Genomic DNA, 17790 nt, shown 5'->3' with positions numbered 1-17790 from the left:
TTTACATTCTGATGTCTATGCGATTGGCGCCAATTCGTGTTGGCGAAGCCGGTGCCGTCTGATCCATATCGGTCAATATCGCCATGCCCTGCTGGTTCCGATCATCGCTGTCGGCCTGCCATTCTTGCCCGGTATTGCCTCCGGCTTGGTCCCGACGGCCTTCGCGGAAATTCAGCACCGCATCGGACAGGCCCTCTTTGCTGAATTGTTGCAGCAGCATGTCCGCGTTGCGGCGCATTTGTTCGAGAACTTCCGGTCGCTCTGCCCAGATCGTCAGGTGCGGCACCCGGTCATGACCTGTCAGAACCATCCGCACCCGGCCCAGCTCTTCAGGCGACAGCCTGATCTCGACCATCTCGTCGCGCATTGTCACGACCGCGTCCGTGATTTGGCGCAGGACCGGGGCGGCGGCAAGTGTCGGCGCCCGGATTTCAACCGGCTGCACCGTGCCTTGTTGCAAGGCATGAGGGCCGCTCGCCGATAAAGGCGCGAACGGTTCGGATATTCCGGAAGCCGATTGCGCTGCCTTCTGCCCGACGGCGGATGCCGCCCGCTCGTTGAAGCCGGAATCGTTGGCCGGGAGGCTGGTAACCGTATTATGCGGTGCAGGATCTTTTCTTTTCGCGGTTGCAGGAGCTTCGGGTTCAGTTTGGATCCTGGCTTGTTGCACCTGTCCCTGATCGGCGATTACGGCAGTCCCGGCATCAGGTGGCATGAGCATGGCACGGTTGCGGCTGCTCCCGCCGTCCGGTTCCGGGCTGGTCCCGGTGACATCAACCGTGCCGCCCTCCACAGTATGGAGGGAACCAAGATTTTCTGCCGCTGATATGCTATTGGGGATTTGCGGGATGATTTCCCGCTCATCGATTGATTGCCCCGCGTCCGCTCCGGCCGGGATATGCGACATGATCTCACCGGGTTTTTGTATTTCGGGTGGGGCAGGCCTATCGGCCATCTGTTCTGGCTGCTCTGGCTCCGTTGTCCTGGACAGGATCATGTCGCCATTGTCAGGTCGCGCGGGATCGGTTCGCAGCGAAGCGGTTATTCCCGACCATGTTTCCAGGATGCCGGAGACCGGATCGTCGATGATTTCATCGCCGGTTTCAGTATCGGTGGCGGCGGATTGCGGTTCCTGCGGCTCGGGCGAAGGTGATTGTCCTGACGCGAGCGCCAGTGCCTGGATGAATTCGACCGCGGAAGAATTGCGGATATCGGGAAAGGTATCTGTCGGGCGATCAAGCGGCGAGGCTAGCGGATCCTTGCCCGATTCGGCAGTGGTATTCCGGGGAACAAGAAAATCCATGGCCGGCGGTCCTGCGTTTGGCATCTGTCCCGATTTTGTAAGCGGCACTCCTTACCAATTGTTTACCCGGCAAAGCTAAAACCCTCGCAGTCCGACAAGCATGAGGCCAGGATGCAAATCGTTTCCACAACCACCAACTTGTCCGTTGCGGTAAAGGCCGCAACCGCCGATGATCGCCTTGAACAAGCGTTTCTGGAAGAGATGCTTAAATATTGTAACCCGCAAGGCGGCGATAAGGGCGGTTTCAGCGGAGGGCATGGTGAAGAACATTTTTCCAGCTTTCTGAACCGGGAATACGCAGCGCTTCTTTCACTTCGGCTCGACCTGGAGTTGGGAGAATTGAGATGAGCGGTTCACTGATCAAGCATCTGTCATCCGCCCGCGCCGCGATCATTGCCGGGGATATGGAGCTGGCGCTGGACAGGATCGAACGCTTTTCAACAGCGGCAGAGAAGACTCCGCCGGACGAGGCAACGAAAGAGCAGTTGCGGAGCGGTGTCGCCGAGTTGCAAATACTGGCCGAGGCGTCCCTGCGCGGCACCAGATCGGCAGTCGATCAGATTCGCGAGATCATTCAGACGGCGCGGACGTTGCAGACCTATGACGATACGGGACAGCGCCAGATCACCTCGACAGTGGCGGACATGCCCCACAGGTTCTGAATCCTTCTTTGGCATCGCCCGGTCCCGCTATGGGCGCCGTTTTGCTGAACTTCCTGCACCGGCTTCGTTATGCTGGTCACTCTTGCTGAGTGAAATCGCCACCTTCCGGGCCGGCATGAGGTGGGTTGTCTTGGTTCACTTGTCTTTTCATAATCCCGGCACGGTCGGAATGATCGATCGATATTGATTAATGGATTGATATGAGCACTTCCGACAAGGACGATACGACGGAAAGGCCGCGCCGGACGCTTCGCGAAGAGGATCCGCAAGTATTGTTCGCGCAGCTTGAAGGCCTGGCCGAACTGGTCAAGCTGAGACCGCGAGAAGGTGAGGACGGACTGCGGTTTCTTGCCCGCCTGCGCGCCTCGACGACGCCGGAAGAGGCCGTTACCTTCACAGCCTTTGCGGCCCTGCCCACCAATGCGGCGGGCTGGGGATATGAGTGTTTGCGGCTGATGGCGGACCACCTGCACCCGCAAGAACGCCCAATGATGCAGCAGATCGCAGCCTGGCTGACCAATCCGACGATCCGCCTGCGTCACGACATCATGAAAGAGGCCCTTTGGGCGCCGGCTCGCGGTCCCTCTGTCCTTCTGGGGCTGGCGGTCGGCTGGTCGACGGGAAGACCGGCGCCGAACGATCCGGAACCCGCCCCCGCGCACAAGGCCCCGGTTGCGATAAACAGTGCCGTGCTGTCCTGTCTCGCGCGCGTGCCGCTATCGCAGCGTTCGGTCTATCTGGCGCGGATTCTCGACATGGCCGAATCCCTTTTTCGCGCCTATTGATGTGATATGACCCTGACCCTGCAAATAGAGAATTTCCACGTCCTCGATGATGGCGGTCCGGTCAGCATTCCCGTGCCCGAGACGGGAATCCAGGTTGGGCGGCGCTCTGGAATGGACTGGGTCCTGCCCGATGCCAGCCGCTATATCTCGGGGCATCATTTCGACATCAGCTTTGACGGCCAGCAATGGTGGCTGCGCGACGTTTCGACCAATGGAACATTTCTTCAAGGGCACCGGCACCGGCTGGATGCCCCGCATGCGCTGCGGAATGGTGACCGGTTCCAGGTCGGTCAATATATCATTGTCGCCCTGTTCGATGTGCCGGAAACACTGGGCGCGATGTCTCCCGGATCATTGCCGGAGCATCGGGTAGATCAGCCGGTTTTCGAAAACCCGGCGGATGACCCGTGGGCGATCGGCGGAGAGGCTCCCCCGCCGATTGAAATATCGGTTGGTGAACCCGCGCAGCGGCAGCATGATTTCAGCGACGATTTCGTCGAGTTCCCGGACATACCCGCACCAGCCGTGCGGGGACCGCAGGCTGTCGAGCAGCTTCCGACAGCCGCGCCGCCTGCGCCTGCCGATCAGGCGGCATTCGTGCGGGCCTTTTGCGAAGGGGCGGGACTCGACCATAACCTGGCGGGTGAAGTCGATCCGGCAGCCTTGGGCAAGGCGTTGGGGGAGACCTTGCGCGCCACGGCAACGCAATTGATGTCGGCGCTTCAGGATCGGGCCTCTGCGCGCCATTTTACCCGCGGAGGCGAGCGCACGATGCGCGGGGCAACGGATAATAACCCTTTGAAATTTCTTCCGGATGCTGATCAGGCGCTGGAGGCGCTGTTCTTGCGTCCGCGCGCGGGATTCCTGACCGGGGCTGCCGGTTTCGACGAGGCGCTTGGCGATCTGCGTCGTCATCAGGGCGCGCTTTTTGCTGCTCTGCAGCCCGCGCTGATCGAATTGCTGCACGACCTGGAGCCGACCCGGATCGAGGCGGAGGCTAAGGGCGGTGCGCTTGGCGGCCGCAAGTCGCGGGCATGGGACAGCTATGTCCAGCGCTGGGATGCCAAGACCGCCAGCGAGAACGGTATTCTGGATGAATTCATCAGGCTGTTCGCGGCAGCCTACCGCAAGGCCGATCAACAAGGCGGTCACGGCTCTGGTTGAAAGCCGTGAGAAACAAGGAGAGCTGCATGGCAACAGTCAATCTGCTGGACCCCGTATCGGAAGACAGTCCCTGCGGCCCCGATCTCGAACGCGAGGACGATCCCGAATTCGTCGAGTATTATTTCGATGCCGAGGCAAGGCTGCCTGAGCGCTATTTCACGCCAGGCGCGGCCGAGGATGGCAGCGATGACCGGCTGTTCGATCCGCGTTCGATCGATCTGGCGAAGGAGAAAGCGGTCATCGACCGGCTTCTTGTGCGCAGCCGTGATTTGCGGCTGGTGGGGCTTCTCGCCCGGTTCCAGATCCTTGCCGGGCGGTTGGGTGATTTCACCGATACCGTCGAGGATATGGCCGCGATGATGGGCCAATGGCCCGAAGAGGTGCATCCGCAGGTGAATCATGGGGGGGGAGAGCGCCGGGCCGCCATCGAGGCGCTGAACAGCCAGCCGATGGTGGTGATGCCGCTTCTGCATCTGTCGCTGGTGCCGAATGGCGAGGTGACGCTGCGTCGGCACATGGTCGCGGGAGGCAAGGCCGAGGCGCGTCGATCCGAGGGCGATATCGTCGGCAGCGATCTGCTGGGACCATTGCGTTCCGAGGCCAACCAGCGCGCCGTGGCGAATGTGAACGACCAGCTTACCCGCATCGCGGATGCCTTGCACAGGATAGGCGGATTGGCGGCCAGTCATCCGGTCAGGGCCTTTTCGCCCGATTTGGGCGCGGTTCGAGCCGCAATCGCCGATATGCAGACCATGATTGCCTCCGCGCGCCCAGATTTGCGGCCGTGGTCGGCAAGCGCGGCCACCGCGGTCGTAGAGGATGCCGGCACAAAGCACACCGCGATCGCAGCGGAGGTGTCGGCCGGGCAGGTATCCGCGCCGCCCAAGACCAGCGCAGGAGCGATTCCGACTATTCCGAACCGGGCGACCGCCGCCGCTGCGCTGGAAGGCGCAAAGGCGTGGCTCGGCAGGCATGAGCCGTCCTCTCCGGCCCTGGTTCTGGTCACCCAGGCACGCCTTCTGGTGGGTGCTCCGCTGGTGGAGGCGATCGAGGTTCTGATGCCGGCGCAGGCTGGCAACGTCGTTCTGCGCATCGGGCAGGGCAGTTCCTTCAGCTTGCCGATGGCTCGCCTGAAAGAACTGACCGCGTCCGGGCTCGACCAGAACGATCAGGCAGCGGGGCAGGCGGCGGCGTTGCCGGCGATCTCGCGCCGCGGCGATCTTATCGGTCATTTGCTGGGGGTCGAGGGCTATTTCGCGGTCCAGGAACCGGCCAGCCCAATCCCCTTGCTGCTTGTCAAAGCACGTGAAATGTTGGAAAAGAGATTTGACGCTATTGTGACTGAACTGCTTGTTGCAGTGACGCAGGACGGCTAGATTTCAGAGTGCGGGTCTTTTTTGACCTCGGGAATTGATTGAAGTTTTCGTTATCCCGTAGTGGAGGGATTGGATAAATGGCATCCGACAAGTCGACAGATTTCCTGAAGCGTAACCGCCCGCCGCGGGTGAATATCTCGTATGAGGATCCTTACGATTCCGAGAAAATGGTCGAACTGCCCTTTGTCATGGGGGTGCTGTCCGATCTCTCGGGGAATGCGTCGGAGGTCGAAAAGCCCGATATCGAAGAGCGGGATTTTACCGATGTGACATCATCGACGCTTGACGATTACATGAAAAGCACCGCGCCGGCCGTGTCTTTCAATGTCGAGAACAAGATGGGCGGGGCGGATCGCCTGGGCGTGACGCTCAAATTCGAAAGCATGGACGATTTCAATCCGGCCAATGTCGCGGCACAGGTTCCGGCGTTGAAGAAGCTGCTGGAGGCACGGCAGCATCTGGCCAATCTTCAGCGCTACATGAACTCGAAGCCGAAGGCACAGGATCAGATCCGGAAACTGCTGAACGATCCGGACCTGATGGCTGCGCTTGCCGAGCGAGAGGCCGGGAAAGACACTTCTAAAGAGGACAGCTGATAATGGCGCAGGAAAATCAGGCGCAGGTCTCTGAAGCCGCTGCCCTGTCCGAGCTGGACGAATTTTCGGACATTCTGAAACAGACCATCAAGCCCCGATCGGAGATCGCCGCCAAAGAGGTGGACAATGCCGTTGTGGCGCTGGTCCGCGAGGCACTGGACGACCAGACGCTGATCGCCGAGGACGTGATCGATACCATCGACGCGATGCTGTCGAAGCTGGATCAGAAGCTGTCCGAGCAATTGAACGAGGTCATCCATCACGAGGAATTCCAGAAGCTGGAATCGTCGTGGCGCGGCCTTGCCTACACGGTGAACAACTCCGAGACCGACGCCTCGCTGCGCGTGAAGGTGATGAATGTCTCGAAGAAAGAGTTGCAGCAGATGATGCGGCGCTATCCGGGCGCCAAATGGGACAAGTCGCCTCTCAACAAGCTGGTCTATGAAGCTGAGTTCGGGACTCTCGGCGGCAAACCCTTCGGCGCATTGATCGGCGATTACTATTTCGATCACAGCACCGCGGATGTGGCCTTGCTGCGGGATATGGGCAAGGTTGCCGCCGCAGCTCATGCGCCGTTCATTTCGGCGGCGGCACCCGAATTGCTGGGGTTGGATAGCTGGAACGAACTGGGCACCCCGCCCGATCTGTCGGAAATTTTCGAAACGCCCGAATATGCCGCGTGGAACGGGCTGCGGGATTCCGAGAATTCCCGTTATGTCGCCCTGACCATGCCGCGTGTGCTTGCGCGGGAGCCCTATGGCCAGAATTCCAACTCGGTCGTCGAGGAATTCAACTTCGAGGAAGAGACCGATGGGCATGAGGGCAAGAAATATTCCTGGATGAATGCGGCCCACGCGCTGGCGGTGAATATAAACCGCGCGCATAAGGAATACGGCTGGACCGTCCAGATTCGCGGTGTGCAGTCGGGCGGGGAGGTTCTGAACCTGCCGACGCATAATTTCGATACGGGTGACGGTTCCAAGGATCTGAAATGCCCGACCGAGGTCTCCATCACCGATCGCCGCGAGGGAGAGCTGTCGAAAGCCGGCCTGATCGGCTTGATCCACCGCAAGCATACCGACAAGGCCGCATTCATCGGTGCGCAGACCCTGTATCGTCCCAAGAAATATGTCGATGAACAAGCCACGGCATCTGACAATATGTCTTCGCGCTTGCCCTATATTTTCGCGGTGTCGCGCTTCAGCCATTATCTGAAATGCATGGTTCGCGACAAGATCGGCCAGAGCCCTGACCGTCTGCAACTGCAGACCCAGCTGCAGACCTGGGTCAACAAGTATGTTTCAGGTAATCCCGAGAGCGCCAGCGAGCGGGAGAAGGCCAAGAAACCACTGGCCGGGGCGAAGGTGGAAGTTGTTGAGGATGAGGAAAATCCGGGTTATTATATGGGTAAATTTTATCTGAAACCGCATTTCCAGCTGGAAGGCATGGACGTCGGAATGTCCCTGGTCTCCAAGTTGCCCAAAGGTAACTGAGTATTGAGCTGACCGCCTTAGTAAAAGGAGTTCTACATATGGCTGTCGATATTTTCCTGAAGCTTTCGAATAGTATCCGTGGTGAGTCGCAGGACGAGACGCATCGCGACGAGATCGACGTGCTTGCCTGGAACTGGGGCCTGACCCAGTCCGGCACTACCCATATCGGCTCGGGTGGCGGCGGCGGCAAGGTCAATGTGCAGGACATCACGCTGACCAAATATGTCGACCTGGCCACCAATGACCTGATCAAGCGATGCACCTCGGGCGAGCATATCGAGAGTGGCGAGTTGATCGTCCGCAAATCGGGTGGCAATACCCCGGTCGAGTATTTCCGGATCAAGATGGAAAACATCATGATCACCAGCTACAACACCGGTGGTGCCAAGGATGGTCTGGACCGCATCCAGGAAACCCTGACGCTTAATTTCCGCAAATTCGCGTCGACTTATACCCTGCAGGAAGAATCTGGTGCGGCCGGTGCAGAAACCACGGCTGGCTGGGATATCGCTCAGAACGTGGAATGGAGCTGATAAGCCTCCGATCCTTTTGATCTGTGCGGGGTCGGCGCTGCCTGGTGCCGGCCCTGCTTTATTCGGGCCGGGATGCAATTAAGCGGCACCTGCAACCTGCGATCAGGAGATATCATGCCTTCTCGTCGTCCATCCGGTGTTTCGAGCGATGACAACACCCGGGGCGGTCTGCGCGAGATGTCGCTGCTGCATATCTTCCGCGATTCTGCGGCACGCCGGGATTCGCGTGACGACGCCCGGCATTATACCGAGGGTGAGCGTGACCTGACGCTGATAAGCCAGAAGCGCCGCGAGGGTGCCAGCGAGGCGTCGCTGCGCCGCAATCTGGCACAGGATATCGCCAGCCTGATGAATACGATCCGGTTGGATGTGATAACGGATCTGTCCGATTCGCCACGGGTTCGCGACTCGGTGATCAACCACGGCTTCCAGGACATGGATTCGCTGTGGCGAAACAACCGCACGCCGGGGGATATGGCCAACGCGATCCGGCTGGCGCTGACACGAAACGAACCGCGGCTGCGTGCCGGAACGATCGAGGTTCGGGTGGATGAAAGCGAGGCGTCGGTCGACCAGCGGCTGACATTCGAGATCGTCGCGGAAATGATCTCGGACCCGACGGATATCCCGCTGCAATTCTATGCCGAGGTGGACCCGGCAGCCGGCAAGGTTGCGATGACGCGCATGCAGGGCGAGGCATGAAAAAGGCTTTCCGCGACGCTTACGAGCGTGAACTGGATATCCTCTATGAACGCTCGGCGGAATTCGCCGAGGAATATCCCGGGCTGGCTGACCGGCTTGGCGGTGTGCTGCGCGAGAATATCGATCCGACGATCGCCGGCCTGCTTGAGGGAACGGCATTTCTTGCAGCGCGCGTCCAGCTTAAGCTGGACGAGGAATTCCGCGGCTTTACCACGGAGCTGCTTGAACAGATCTTTCCCGATGCGCTGGCGCCGATTCCCAGTTGCATGGTAATCCAGGCACCGGCAACGACCAAGGATTCCGGCGATCCGAATGTCAGGCGGTATCCGCGCAACACCTATCTCGACGCCAATTTCCGCGATGCCGACAAGCGCGTGACCTGCCGCTTCAGCCTGACATCGCCGCTGAAAGTCGTGCCGCTTCAGATTACCGGATTGACCTATCACGACCGCACCACCGCGCTTGGTGGCCTGGGCCAGGATCCCGATCGGGCCACGCGGGCCGGGCTTCAGATCGACATCGAGTCGACCAACGAGCAGCCTTTGTCGGCATTGGGCGAGGATATGCTGACCTTTCACCTGACCGGCGATATGCTCCGGGCGATCGCGTTATACGAGCAGGTCCATTGCAATGTTTCGCGCATATCGCTGCGCTGGCTGCGCGCCAATGGTGATCCCTGCTTTGCCCGGCTGCATCCCGGCCAGATCGAGCAGCTCGGTTTTGACAGCGGTGAACTGTTGTTCGACCGTCAGTCGAACCTGTTCGAAGGCTTTGCCCTGCTGCGGGATTTCTTTGCCTTTCCCCGCAAGTTCCTGGGGTTTCGGTTGACGGGGCTGGCAGATATCCTGCGCAATGTCGCTGCCCGCCAGATGCAGGTGATTTTTGAGTTCGAGCGTGTCGATGAGGATCTTGCCCGCCTGACCCAGCCAGGGGACATAAGGTTGAACTGCGCTCCCGCGATCAACCTGTTCGAGGAGGGGTCCAACCAGATCAGGCTGGATGACAAGCGGCATGAATATGTGGTCACGCCGGATTCCGGTCCGATGACCCATTACGAGGTGCATCGGCTGCTGCATGTCTATGCCAGCTATGGCGCTGTTCATGAGCGGGTGGAGGTCGAGCCGCTCTATGCCCTGCCGCAAGGCGCGACCTCGCAGCGCTCGACCTATTATTATACCAGCCGTCGCAAGCCGCGCCGCCTGACGGAATCAGAGCGCCGCAACGGGATACGCAGCGGTTATCGGGGCACCGAGACCTATATCTCGATCTACGAGCCACCGGAATCGGTCATCGGCGATCGCGTGCACCGGTTGCATCTGCGAACGTTGTGTTCGAACCGGCATCTGCCCGCCGCGTTGCCCCTGGTCCGGTCGGAGGATTTCAACATCGTGTCCGACAGTGAGATGTCGGTGACCTGTATCAACGGCCCGACCGCACCACGTGAAGCCATGACCGAGACCGAACGTTCCGGCCCGCATCGGACAGGGCAGGGCGATGTCTATTGGCGGCTGATTTCCTACCTGGCGCTGAACCATTTCGGTCTGGACGATCGTTATGGCCGTGATGGTGCGGCCAGCCTGCGCGAGATTCTGACGTTGTTCGCCGACCTGTCCGACAGCGTGACCGAAGCTCAGATCGCCGGGATAGTGGATCTGAATGTTCGCCCCGTCACCCGGTCGTTGCGCCGTGCCGAGGGGTATTTCCCTGCGCGCGGCCTCGAAATCACGGTGACTTTCGATGAAACCGGTTTCGAGGGAAGCGGTATCATCCTGATGGCGGCCGTGCTGGATCGTTTCCTTGCCGAATATGTCAGCATCAACAGCTTCACGCAGATGGTGACAGTCAGCAAGCAGCGGGGCGTGATCCGCAAATGGCCGCCCCGCACCGGCACAGGTCCGTTGATATGAACCCGGAAGGAGCGGGTTTCCTGGCATTGCTCAGGCGGCTCGAACGCGAGGCGCAGGATCGTCCCCGCATCGGCCGCTCGACACGGCTGAGCGATGAAATCGTTGAGATCGGGCAGGATCCGCTCCTCGCGTTCCCCGTATCCGATCTGATACCGGCTGAGCAGAAGCAGGACGGCAAGATCCGGCTGCGGGCGAATTTCATGGGCTTTTTCGGTCCCCACGGCGCGCTTCCCCTGAACCTGACCGAAGAGGTTTTGCGCTGGCAGGAAGAGGGTGAGGACGGCTTTGTCCGCTTTGTCGACATGCTTGCGGCGCGGTTTTATCAACTTTTCTTCCGCGCCTGGTCCGATGCCCATGCCATCAGCCAGCATGACCGCCCGGAAGAGGACCGTTTCGCCCGTTATGTCGCGGCGGTGGCGGGAACCGGCAGCCCGGCTTTCCTGCGCCATGACAGCTTTCCCGATATCGCCCGCCTGCCGCTTGTCTCGATCTTTGGCGGCCGTGTGCGTAGCGCGGTGCGGTTGCGTCAGATGCTGGAAAACTATTTCGAATTGCAGGCCGAGGTCGAGGAACATGTGCCTGCATGGCTGGAATTCGAAGAGGACGAGCGGTGTGGTCTGGGTTCGGGCGGGGTTCTGGGCCGCGACATGTATCTGGGCGCACGGCTGCAATCGGTCAGTGAGAAAATCTGTATCCATCTGCATATCCCTGATGTCGGGACATATCGCAGTTTCCTGCCCGGTCAGGACAGGCACCAACGCCTCGCGGATCTGGTATATTGGTATCTGGGCCGCTCCTACGAGGTGGATCTGGCGCTGACCCTGCCCCCGTCCGAGATCCCCGCGGCGCGCATGGGAGAGACGATTTCACTGGGCTGGCTTGCCGCGCTGTCTCCTTCCGCCGAAATGCAGGCAGCGGAAAAGATCGAGATTTCACGATTTGCCCTGGCCCAGGGCGCGGAATGACAAGAGGCCAAGCATGACCGCAATCACCATCGAGAAATTCGCCGGCAAGATGAACCGCGTCGGCTATGACGCCTTTCTTCAGGCGATGCGGCAGGCGCGCTCGGACGGCAACCGCAATGTCGAGCTGTGCCACTGGCTGTTTCACGCGATTTCCAACCAGAACTGCGATATCTCGATCACGCTGCGCGAGGCCAAACTGGATCGCGCCCGTGTTCTCAAGGATCTCGACCGGGCAGCGGCGGCACTGCAGAAAAACGTCACCGAGACGCCTGGCATTTCGGAACGGCTGGCCGACGCGCTGAACCACGCATGGACCTATGCCTCGCTGTTTTTTGGCGAGGCTCAGATCCGCACCGGGCATCTTCTGGTCGCGCTTCTGAACGATCAGGCGCTGCGCCATGCATTGGTGCAGTATTCATCCGTATTCGACAACCTTTCGCCGGACCATATCGGCCGCGAATCCCGCACCATCTGGGTCGATTCCGAGGAAGAGGACATGCGCCCGATGGACGGCGCCGGGCTGCGTTCTGCCGGGGGAGGCGGCGGCGACGCGGTAGGGGCCTCGACCGCGCTTGGCCGGTTCTCGGTCGATATGACGGCGGATGCGGCAGAGGGGCGGATGGATCCGGTGGTCGGCCGCGACGACGAGATCCGCCAGATCATCGACGTGCTGATGCGGCGGCGGCAGAACAACCCGATCCTGACGGGCGAGGCCGGGGTCGGCAAAACCGCCGTGGTCGAGGGTTTCGCGCAGAAGCTCGCCGCGGACGAGGTTCCTCCCGCACTCAAGGGCATGCGGCTGCATATGCTGGATATCGGCGCGATGCAGGCCGGGGCCAGCATGAAGGGCGAATTCGAACAGCGCTTGCGTTCGGTCATCGACGAGGTGCAATCCAGTCCGATCCCGATCATCCTGTTCATCGACGAGGCGCATACGCTGATCGGCGCAGGCGGCTCGGCGGGCACCGGCGATGCGGCGAACCTGCTGAAACCGGCACTTGCGCGTGGCACGCTGCGCACCATCGGGGCGACGACATGGGCCGAATACCGCAATTATTTCGAAAAGGACCCGGCCCTGACCCGGCGTTTCCAGCCGGTGCAGGTCGATGAGCCCGATATCGACACCGCCTGCTACATGATGCGCGGCCTGCTGGGGCCGATGCAGGATCATCACAAGGTTCGCATCTCGGATGCGGCGATCGAGGCGGCGGTGAAATTGTCCGCCCGCTACCTTCCGGCGCGGCAATTGCCCGACAAGGCGGTGTCACTTCTGGATACTGCCTGCGCGCGGGTGGCGGTCAGCCAGTCCTCGGTCCCGGCCCGCATCGCCGATCTGCAGGCGGCCATCGCCTCGCTGGAAACCGAGATCGCCGCCAAATCCGCCGAGCGTGAACTGGGCGCGAACCCGGAAACCCGTCTGGCCGAGGCGCAAGAGGAATTGCAGGCCAGGAAGGACGAACTGACCGCGCTTGAAGCCGCCTATGATGCCGAGAAAAGCATTGTCGAGAACATCCTCGACCTGCGCGCCCGTCTGGCCGCGGAAAAGGGCGAAGAGGTCGATCCCGACGCCATCCGGGCGGAACTGACCGAGGGGATGGCGAAGCTGGAGGCGATCCATGCCGACGACCGGATGATCTACCCGCATGTGGACGATCAGGCCGTCGCCAGCGTCATCAGCGACTGGACCGGCATCCCGGCTGGCCGCATGGTTGCCGATGAATTGCAGGCGGTGCTGTCGCTGGCGGATCACCTGAAGGAACGGGTGATCGGGCAGGATCAGGGCTTGCAGATGATCGCCCGCCGGGTCGAGACTGCGCGCGCGGGCCTCGGCAACCCCGAGAAACCCATCGGGGTCTTCATGCTCTGCGGCCCCTCGGGCGTGGGCAAGACCGAAACCGCGCTGGCGCTGGCCGAGGCGCTCTATGGCGGTGAACAGAATGTCATCACCATCAACATGTCCGAATTTCAGGAGGCCCATTCCGTCAGCCTGCTGAAAGGCGCGCCTCCGGGCTATGTCGGCTATGGCGAGGGCGGGCGGCTGACCGAGGCGGTGCGGCGCAAGCCCTATTCCGTCGTGCTTCTGGACGAGATGGAAAAGGCCCATCCCGATGTCCATGAACTGTTCTTTCAGGTCTTCGACAAGGGCCGGATGGAGGACGGCAATGGCCGCCCGATCAATTTCCGCAACACGTTGATACTAATGACCTCGAATGTCGGCACGGGCACGATCATGAACCTTGCGCCCGAAGGGGTTATCGAGGATGCCGAGACGCTGGAGGCCTCGCTCAAGGAGGAATTGCTGGGCACTTTCCCGCCCGCGCTTCTGGGCCGGATCGTGACCGTTCCCTATGTGCCCCTGAGCAACGAAGTGCTGGCCGGGATCTCGCGCCTCAAGCTGGGTTCGGTCGCCCGCCGGATGAAGGAATCGCAGGGGGCAAAGCTGGTCTGGGACGACGCGGTGATCTCGCATATCGTCGATCAGTGCCGCGATCCCGACAGCGGTGGACGGATGATCGACAATATCATTACCAATTCGATCCTGCCCGACCTGTCGCGCCAGGTGCTAGCCCGCATGGTCAGTGGCGAGGCAATGTCGGATGTCACCATCCGGGTGGGAGACGACGGCTTCAGCTATGAGTTCACGTGACTGGTTGCGGATACGGAGCCATAACCGCCCTGCATTACCGACTCAGCGGACATAGACGCTGTTGATCCCGACGATCGCGTTCTCGCCGACCTCCCGGATGAGTGCGTCGAAGAAGGGCTCTGCCGATTGGCCGGAAAGCTGCGAGATGGTTTCGGGGCGTTGCGGTGTGGCCACCGCCACGATCAGTTGATGGGTGTCCCGCGCCGCACCCGATCGCGCCACGGGCACATCGAACCGGATCCGGTTCGACGAACGGATCAGGAAGCGCCGCAAGTCATGGACAACGCCATTGTCATCGACCAGCAGCAGGGTATTGTACCAGCCCGTCCCTCCCGAGATCTGGCCGCGCAGCGACGATCCGCTGGAAACATCCTGCGATTCCAGTTGGATCCCAAGGCCGAACACGGGATATGACGGGTCCTGGCGCGCGAAGGACAGTCCCGGACATTGCCGTTGATCCAGTAGCACGGCGGCTTCGGTCACCTCGGTCGTCAGCCCCCGGGTCAGATCACTCATCAGCTGTGAAATCTTTCTGTCACTCGCCGCCAGCACACCCAGTTGAATCGCGTCGTCGCCACGCAGCGCGGGTAATGCGAGCAGGCATGGCTCGGTCAGAAGGTTGCGGATGCGGTCGAACAGTTCGACAAGGCGAGGATCGGTGGGCGTGGTTTCGCGGCTTTCAGAACTTGGATGGGGGGCACCGGCTCCTTCGCTCTTGGAAGCCGGACCCATAGATGAGGGCTGGACCCTCGGTAATGTCTGGTCTTGCAGTAAGGGCGTGATCGCATTGTCATTCAGAAGCGTCAGAACTTCCTCTTCGGGTTGCCGCGCCTCCTCGTTTGGCGCGGCTTCGACCGCCGGGTCATCCATCGCCGCAACCGATGTCAATGTCGGGGTCTCCACCGCTGTCGAGGGCTGGTTCAGCGCGGTGATCTCAAGCTGCAACTGCTCGGGTGGTGGCGCGGCGGCCAGGTTCCATGACGGGCGATAGATCAGCGCTGCCGCAGCCGCACCATGCAGCGAGATCGACAGCAGCGCCGCCTGAGCCCAGGCCGTTTTTCGTCCCGTCGCCCCGATCATTGATTCGGCCCCGCACGCAGGGTGACCAGCCGGACCTCGCGCCGGACAAGCTCGGGGTGACCAAGTGCGGCGATCAGCAGGTTCGCCTTGGCGTCCCGGTCGATCATGAGATGCACGACCTCGTCGGAACCGGCCAGCGCCGCGGGCAGCAGTTCTGGGGAAACCGGTTTGCCGTCCAGTAACCAATCCTCGTCTGAACGAATTTCAAGAATGGGCGAGGGCAGGGCGGCCGGTGCTATCCGGGAAGTTTGCGCCAGCCGCAGATCCCTTGGGATCCTGGTCTCCTGCCCAGCCACCAGAAAGAAGAAGATCAGCAACAGCACGATATTGACGATCGCCAGCGAGGTGTCGATCCGCAACCTGTCGGGATGTCGTGCCGGCAGACGCAAACTCATCCTGCGGCTCCATTCGCTATCTGGACCGACTCGATCCCATGCGCAGCCAGGGTCTCCAGCACCGTGGTCACCTGTTGGACACGCACGTCTGACTGGACCACGATCAGCACATTCCGGGTGCCCTGCGCCGCCAAAGCGTCCGCAAGTGACGGCAGGCGGTCCAGGGTGAAGCGCTGACCTCCGGCGATCAATTCGTCAAGGTGGAGCGTCCAGACGGCCGTTGCCGACGCATCGGCTGCCCGTATTTCCGGCTGCGTTTCCCGTGCCTCTGCGTTACCGCCTTCCAGTACTCCGCTTCGCAGGGTCAGCATCGAGTAAGGAACGATATTCGAAGACAGCATGAAGAAAATCAGCAGCTGGAACAGCACATCGGCCAGCGGGGTCATCGAAAACCGATATCGCGGATTGCGCCGGGGCAGGTTCAGCCCCCTGGCCCGTGCCGGGCGGGGTGACGACGTTGTCGTGGCGGCGGTCATGGGTCAGGCTCTGGCCGGTTGCGCGATCCGGCCATGGATTGCGGAAGAGATCACCAGTTCGATGGTTTGACGCTCGTCCTCGATCCGGCCTTCCAGCCACGAGGCGATGAAATAGGCCACCAATGCGATGGCAAGCCCCGCCGCTGTAGTCGTCAGCGCGGTCCAGATACCCGAGGCCAGCAGGCGGGGATCCGCGGCTTCCTGGCTTACGGCCAGATTCCCGAAAGCGTCGATCATGCCGATGACCGTCCCCAGAAGTCCGAGCATCGGGGCCATCTGCACCACCGCTTCGAGCAGCCGCATCCGCGCGCCCATCCGGGCCAGCTCGGTCAGCGCAACCTGTCGGGCCAACTCCTCGCCATAGCCGGGTTCCGAGGGGCGCGCGCGCAGCCCCGACATCACCGCCCCGAGAACACGGGCCAGAACGGTTCTGCCCGCCGCCGCCTTGCGCTGTGCTTCGTCGGGACGGCCGTTCAGCCAATCCTCAAGGATTTCCTCGCCGCGCCTGTGACCGCCGACACCGAGGCGCCGAAACTGTATCATCTTGAAGATGGTGACAGTCAGGGTCAGCACCGACAATGCAGCCAGGGCCGCGAAGACGGTCAACGTCGTCACCGGCAGATCGCTGGGAAATGTCATCTTCGTCAGCCTTCAGCGATCACAACCCAAAATCGATATCGGTGCGCGACTGGGTCGCGAGCCCGGTCAGGCAGGCGTCGCGCAGATCATCGCCGTCGCCAGTGGTGCAGGCCGCGACGTCATTGACGACGATCCGCCCGATTCCGGTGCAGCCATTGTCAGGCAATTCGAACATCGCCACCTTGGTCTTGCCCGCGACCATCGCCCCGAAATCCAGGATCGGCAGCGATTGAACGATGCCGTCGCCGTTGAAAATCGCCACTTGCCATGCGGCGCGGGAAAGATCCCGATCCAGGCGGTTCGTGGTGACGACGGTCAGCCTGCAACCACCGGCTTCGGTAGGTTCGGCCTTGTTGAGCTCCAGCAGAATACTGTCACCGAGATCGTCCTGAACCCGGGGCTCGGCGGTTTCAGTGCTGGTTTCGAGCGGGGTCTCGGTTTCCGCCGTGGCATCGCCGGTTTGCGAGAAGGCGGAAAAGCCGGGGAAAATCAGAAACACACTGGAAAGCAGCGCAATCCCACCGTGGCGCATGAGTAGCCCTTTCTTTGAAAATCAGCGATAGACCCCGATCTGGTGCAGGGTTTCGAAGTGATGACGGGCCGCGGCTTCCGAAGAGCCTGCCCCTAAAAAATCGGCGGATGCTTCGGACGCCTCGCCCGGTTCTTTGAAAGGAATAAAGTAATTCACCTCTGGCGAGGCTACTGCCGCATCGTGATCAATCGCGGCGGTTTCCTTGGCTGCGTTGAATGATGCCGCCAGTTCGGTGGGTGCTTTGTCAGGACCTTCCGGCCGAGGTAATTCGGTCATCGCGGGCGTGCTTGCAATCGATGGCGAAACCCGAGGCGGCGGCGTGGGGCGAAGATTGCGTTCGGTCATATGGGAGAGTTCGGGCACAGTGGCATCCGGCGCAGCCGTCAGATGATCGATCGCCGTGGCGAAAGCGAATGCTCCGCTCGCGGCAAGTAAGGTTGCACCTGCGATAAAGATCGGCTTCATGAAACCACATACTCCCTTTATCAAAGCTTTATCATGCTTGACCTGTTTGCTCAATTGATCTGGCGCCCAT

The 17790-nt window shown here is 61.1% G+C and carries 19 protein-coding genes; 12 read left to right on the top strand and 7 right to left on the bottom strand.

Annotation, left to right across the window (positions count from 1 at the left end; genetic code table 11):
• Position 1 precedes the first annotated feature (1 nt).
• A complete protein-coding gene (locus tag C9E81_RS09360) occupies positions 2 to 1303 on the bottom strand; it encodes a flagellar hook-length control protein FliK (protein ID WP_166461868.1) in 1302 nt (433 codons plus the stop codon).
• Between the two features lie 111 nt (positions 1304 to 1414).
• On the opposite strand from C9E81_RS09360, the gene C9E81_RS09355 reads away from it, so the two are divergent.
• The 12 genes from C9E81_RS09355 (at position 1415) to tssH (ending at position 14133) form a co-directional block, all read left to right on the top strand.
• Positions 1415 to 1651, top strand: a complete 237-nt coding sequence (locus tag C9E81_RS09355) for a hypothetical protein (RefSeq protein ID WP_122112057.1) — start codon at positions 1415 to 1417, stop codon at positions 1649 to 1651.
• A complete protein-coding gene (locus tag C9E81_RS09350) occupies positions 1648 to 1965 on the top strand; it encodes a hypothetical protein (protein WP_122112056.1) in 318 nt (105 codons plus the stop codon). The genes C9E81_RS09355 and C9E81_RS09350 overlap by 4 nt, the downstream gene beginning before the upstream one ends.
• 200 nt (positions 1966 to 2165) lie before the next feature.
• Entirely contained in the window at positions 2166 to 2750 is a 585-nt protein-coding gene (locus C9E81_RS09345; RefSeq protein ID WP_122112055.1) for a DUF6931 family protein, read from the top strand.
• Between the two features lie 6 nt (positions 2751 to 2756).
• Positions 2757 to 3914 (top strand): type VI secretion system-associated FHA domain protein TagH, encoded by a 1158-nt coding sequence (gene tagH / locus C9E81_RS09340; RefSeq protein ID WP_122112054.1) that lies wholly within the window; start codon positions 2757 to 2759, stop codon positions 3912 to 3914.
• Between the two features lie 26 nt (positions 3915 to 3940).
• Positions 3941 to 5290 carry a type VI secretion system protein TssA gene (locus C9E81_RS09335; protein ID WP_122112053.1) on the top strand — a complete coding sequence of 450 codons (1350 nt, stop codon included), beginning with the start codon at positions 3941 to 3943 and terminating at the stop codon, positions 5288 to 5290.
• A 77-nt stretch (positions 5291 to 5367) separates the two neighbouring features.
• A complete protein-coding gene (gene tssB, locus C9E81_RS09330) occupies positions 5368 to 5886 on the top strand; it encodes a type VI secretion system contractile sheath small subunit (RefSeq protein ID WP_122112052.1) in 519 nt (172 codons plus the stop codon).
• A 2-nt stretch (positions 5887 to 5888) separates the two neighbouring features.
• Complete coding sequence (tssC, locus tag C9E81_RS09325; RefSeq protein WP_122112051.1) at positions 5889 to 7379, top strand: type VI secretion system contractile sheath large subunit; 1491 nt, start codon at positions 5889 to 5891, stop codon at positions 7377 to 7379.
• Between the two features lie 38 nt (positions 7380 to 7417).
• Positions 7418 to 7912: an Hcp family type VI secretion system effector gene (locus C9E81_RS09320; protein WP_122112050.1), complete on the top strand. Its 495-nt coding sequence runs from the start codon at positions 7418 to 7420 to the stop codon at positions 7910 to 7912.
• A gap of 114 nt (positions 7913 to 8026) precedes the next feature.
• On the top strand, positions 8027 to 8614 hold the full coding sequence (locus C9E81_RS09315) for a GPW/gp25 family protein (protein ID WP_166461867.1): 588 nt from the start codon (positions 8027 to 8029) through the stop codon (positions 8612 to 8614).
• A complete protein-coding gene (tssF, locus tag C9E81_RS09310; RefSeq protein ID WP_122112048.1) occupies positions 8611 to 10521 on the top strand; it encodes a type VI secretion system baseplate subunit TssF in 1911 nt (636 codons plus the stop codon). Before C9E81_RS09315 ends, tssF begins: the two co-directional genes overlap by 4 nt.
• Positions 10518 to 11486, top strand: coding sequence for a type VI secretion system baseplate subunit TssG (gene tssG, locus C9E81_RS09305; RefSeq protein ID WP_166461866.1), 969 nt, complete (start codon positions 10518 to 10520; stop codon positions 11484 to 11486). Before tssF ends, tssG begins: the two co-directional genes overlap by 4 nt.
• Before the next feature lie 13 nt (positions 11487 to 11499).
• Entirely contained in the window at positions 11500 to 14133 is a 2634-nt protein-coding gene (gene tssH / locus C9E81_RS09300; protein ID WP_122112046.1) for a type VI secretion system ATPase TssH, read from the top strand.
• A 42-nt stretch (positions 14134 to 14175) separates the two neighbouring features.
• Here the strand turns inward: tssH and C9E81_RS09295 are convergent, their stop codons facing one another.
• The 6 genes from C9E81_RS09295 to C9E81_RS09270 are packed head-to-tail and all read right to left on the bottom strand — an operon-like array spanning position 14176 to position 17774.
• Entirely contained in the window at positions 14176 to 15213 is a 1038-nt protein-coding gene (locus C9E81_RS09295; protein ID WP_122112045.1) for a hypothetical protein, read from the bottom strand.
• On the bottom strand, positions 15210 to 15608 hold the full coding sequence (locus C9E81_RS09290) for an ExbD/TolR family protein (RefSeq protein WP_122112044.1): 399 nt from the start codon (positions 15606 to 15608) through the stop codon (positions 15210 to 15212). The genes C9E81_RS09295 and C9E81_RS09290 overlap by 4 nt, the downstream gene beginning before the upstream one ends.
• Entirely contained in the window at positions 15605 to 16084 is a 480-nt protein-coding gene (locus C9E81_RS09285) for an ExbD/TolR family protein (protein WP_122112043.1), read from the bottom strand. The genes C9E81_RS09290 and C9E81_RS09285 overlap by 4 nt, the downstream gene beginning before the upstream one ends.
• Positions 16085 to 16087: 3 nt before the next feature.
• Positions 16088 to 16723, bottom strand: a complete 636-nt coding sequence (locus C9E81_RS09280; protein ID WP_122112042.1) for a MotA/TolQ/ExbB proton channel family protein — start codon at positions 16721 to 16723, stop codon at positions 16088 to 16090.
• Between the two features lie 19 nt (positions 16724 to 16742).
• On the bottom strand, positions 16743 to 17255 hold the full coding sequence (locus C9E81_RS09275; RefSeq protein WP_122112041.1) for a hypothetical protein: 513 nt from the start codon (positions 17253 to 17255) through the stop codon (positions 16743 to 16745).
• 21 nt (positions 17256 to 17276) lie between these two features.
• Positions 17277 to 17774 (bottom strand): hypothetical protein, encoded by a 498-nt coding sequence (locus tag C9E81_RS09270; protein WP_147457583.1) that lies wholly within the window; start codon positions 17772 to 17774, stop codon positions 17277 to 17279.
• Positions 17775 to 17790: the final 16 nt, after the last annotated feature.

Source organism: Paracoccus alkanivorans (assembly GCF_003697785.1).
GTDB lineage: Bacteria > Pseudomonadota > Alphaproteobacteria > Rhodobacterales > Rhodobacteraceae > Paracoccus > Paracoccus alkanivorans.
Note: the sequence above shows the minus strand (reverse complement) of the source record. Positions and strands in the feature narration are given on the sequence as shown.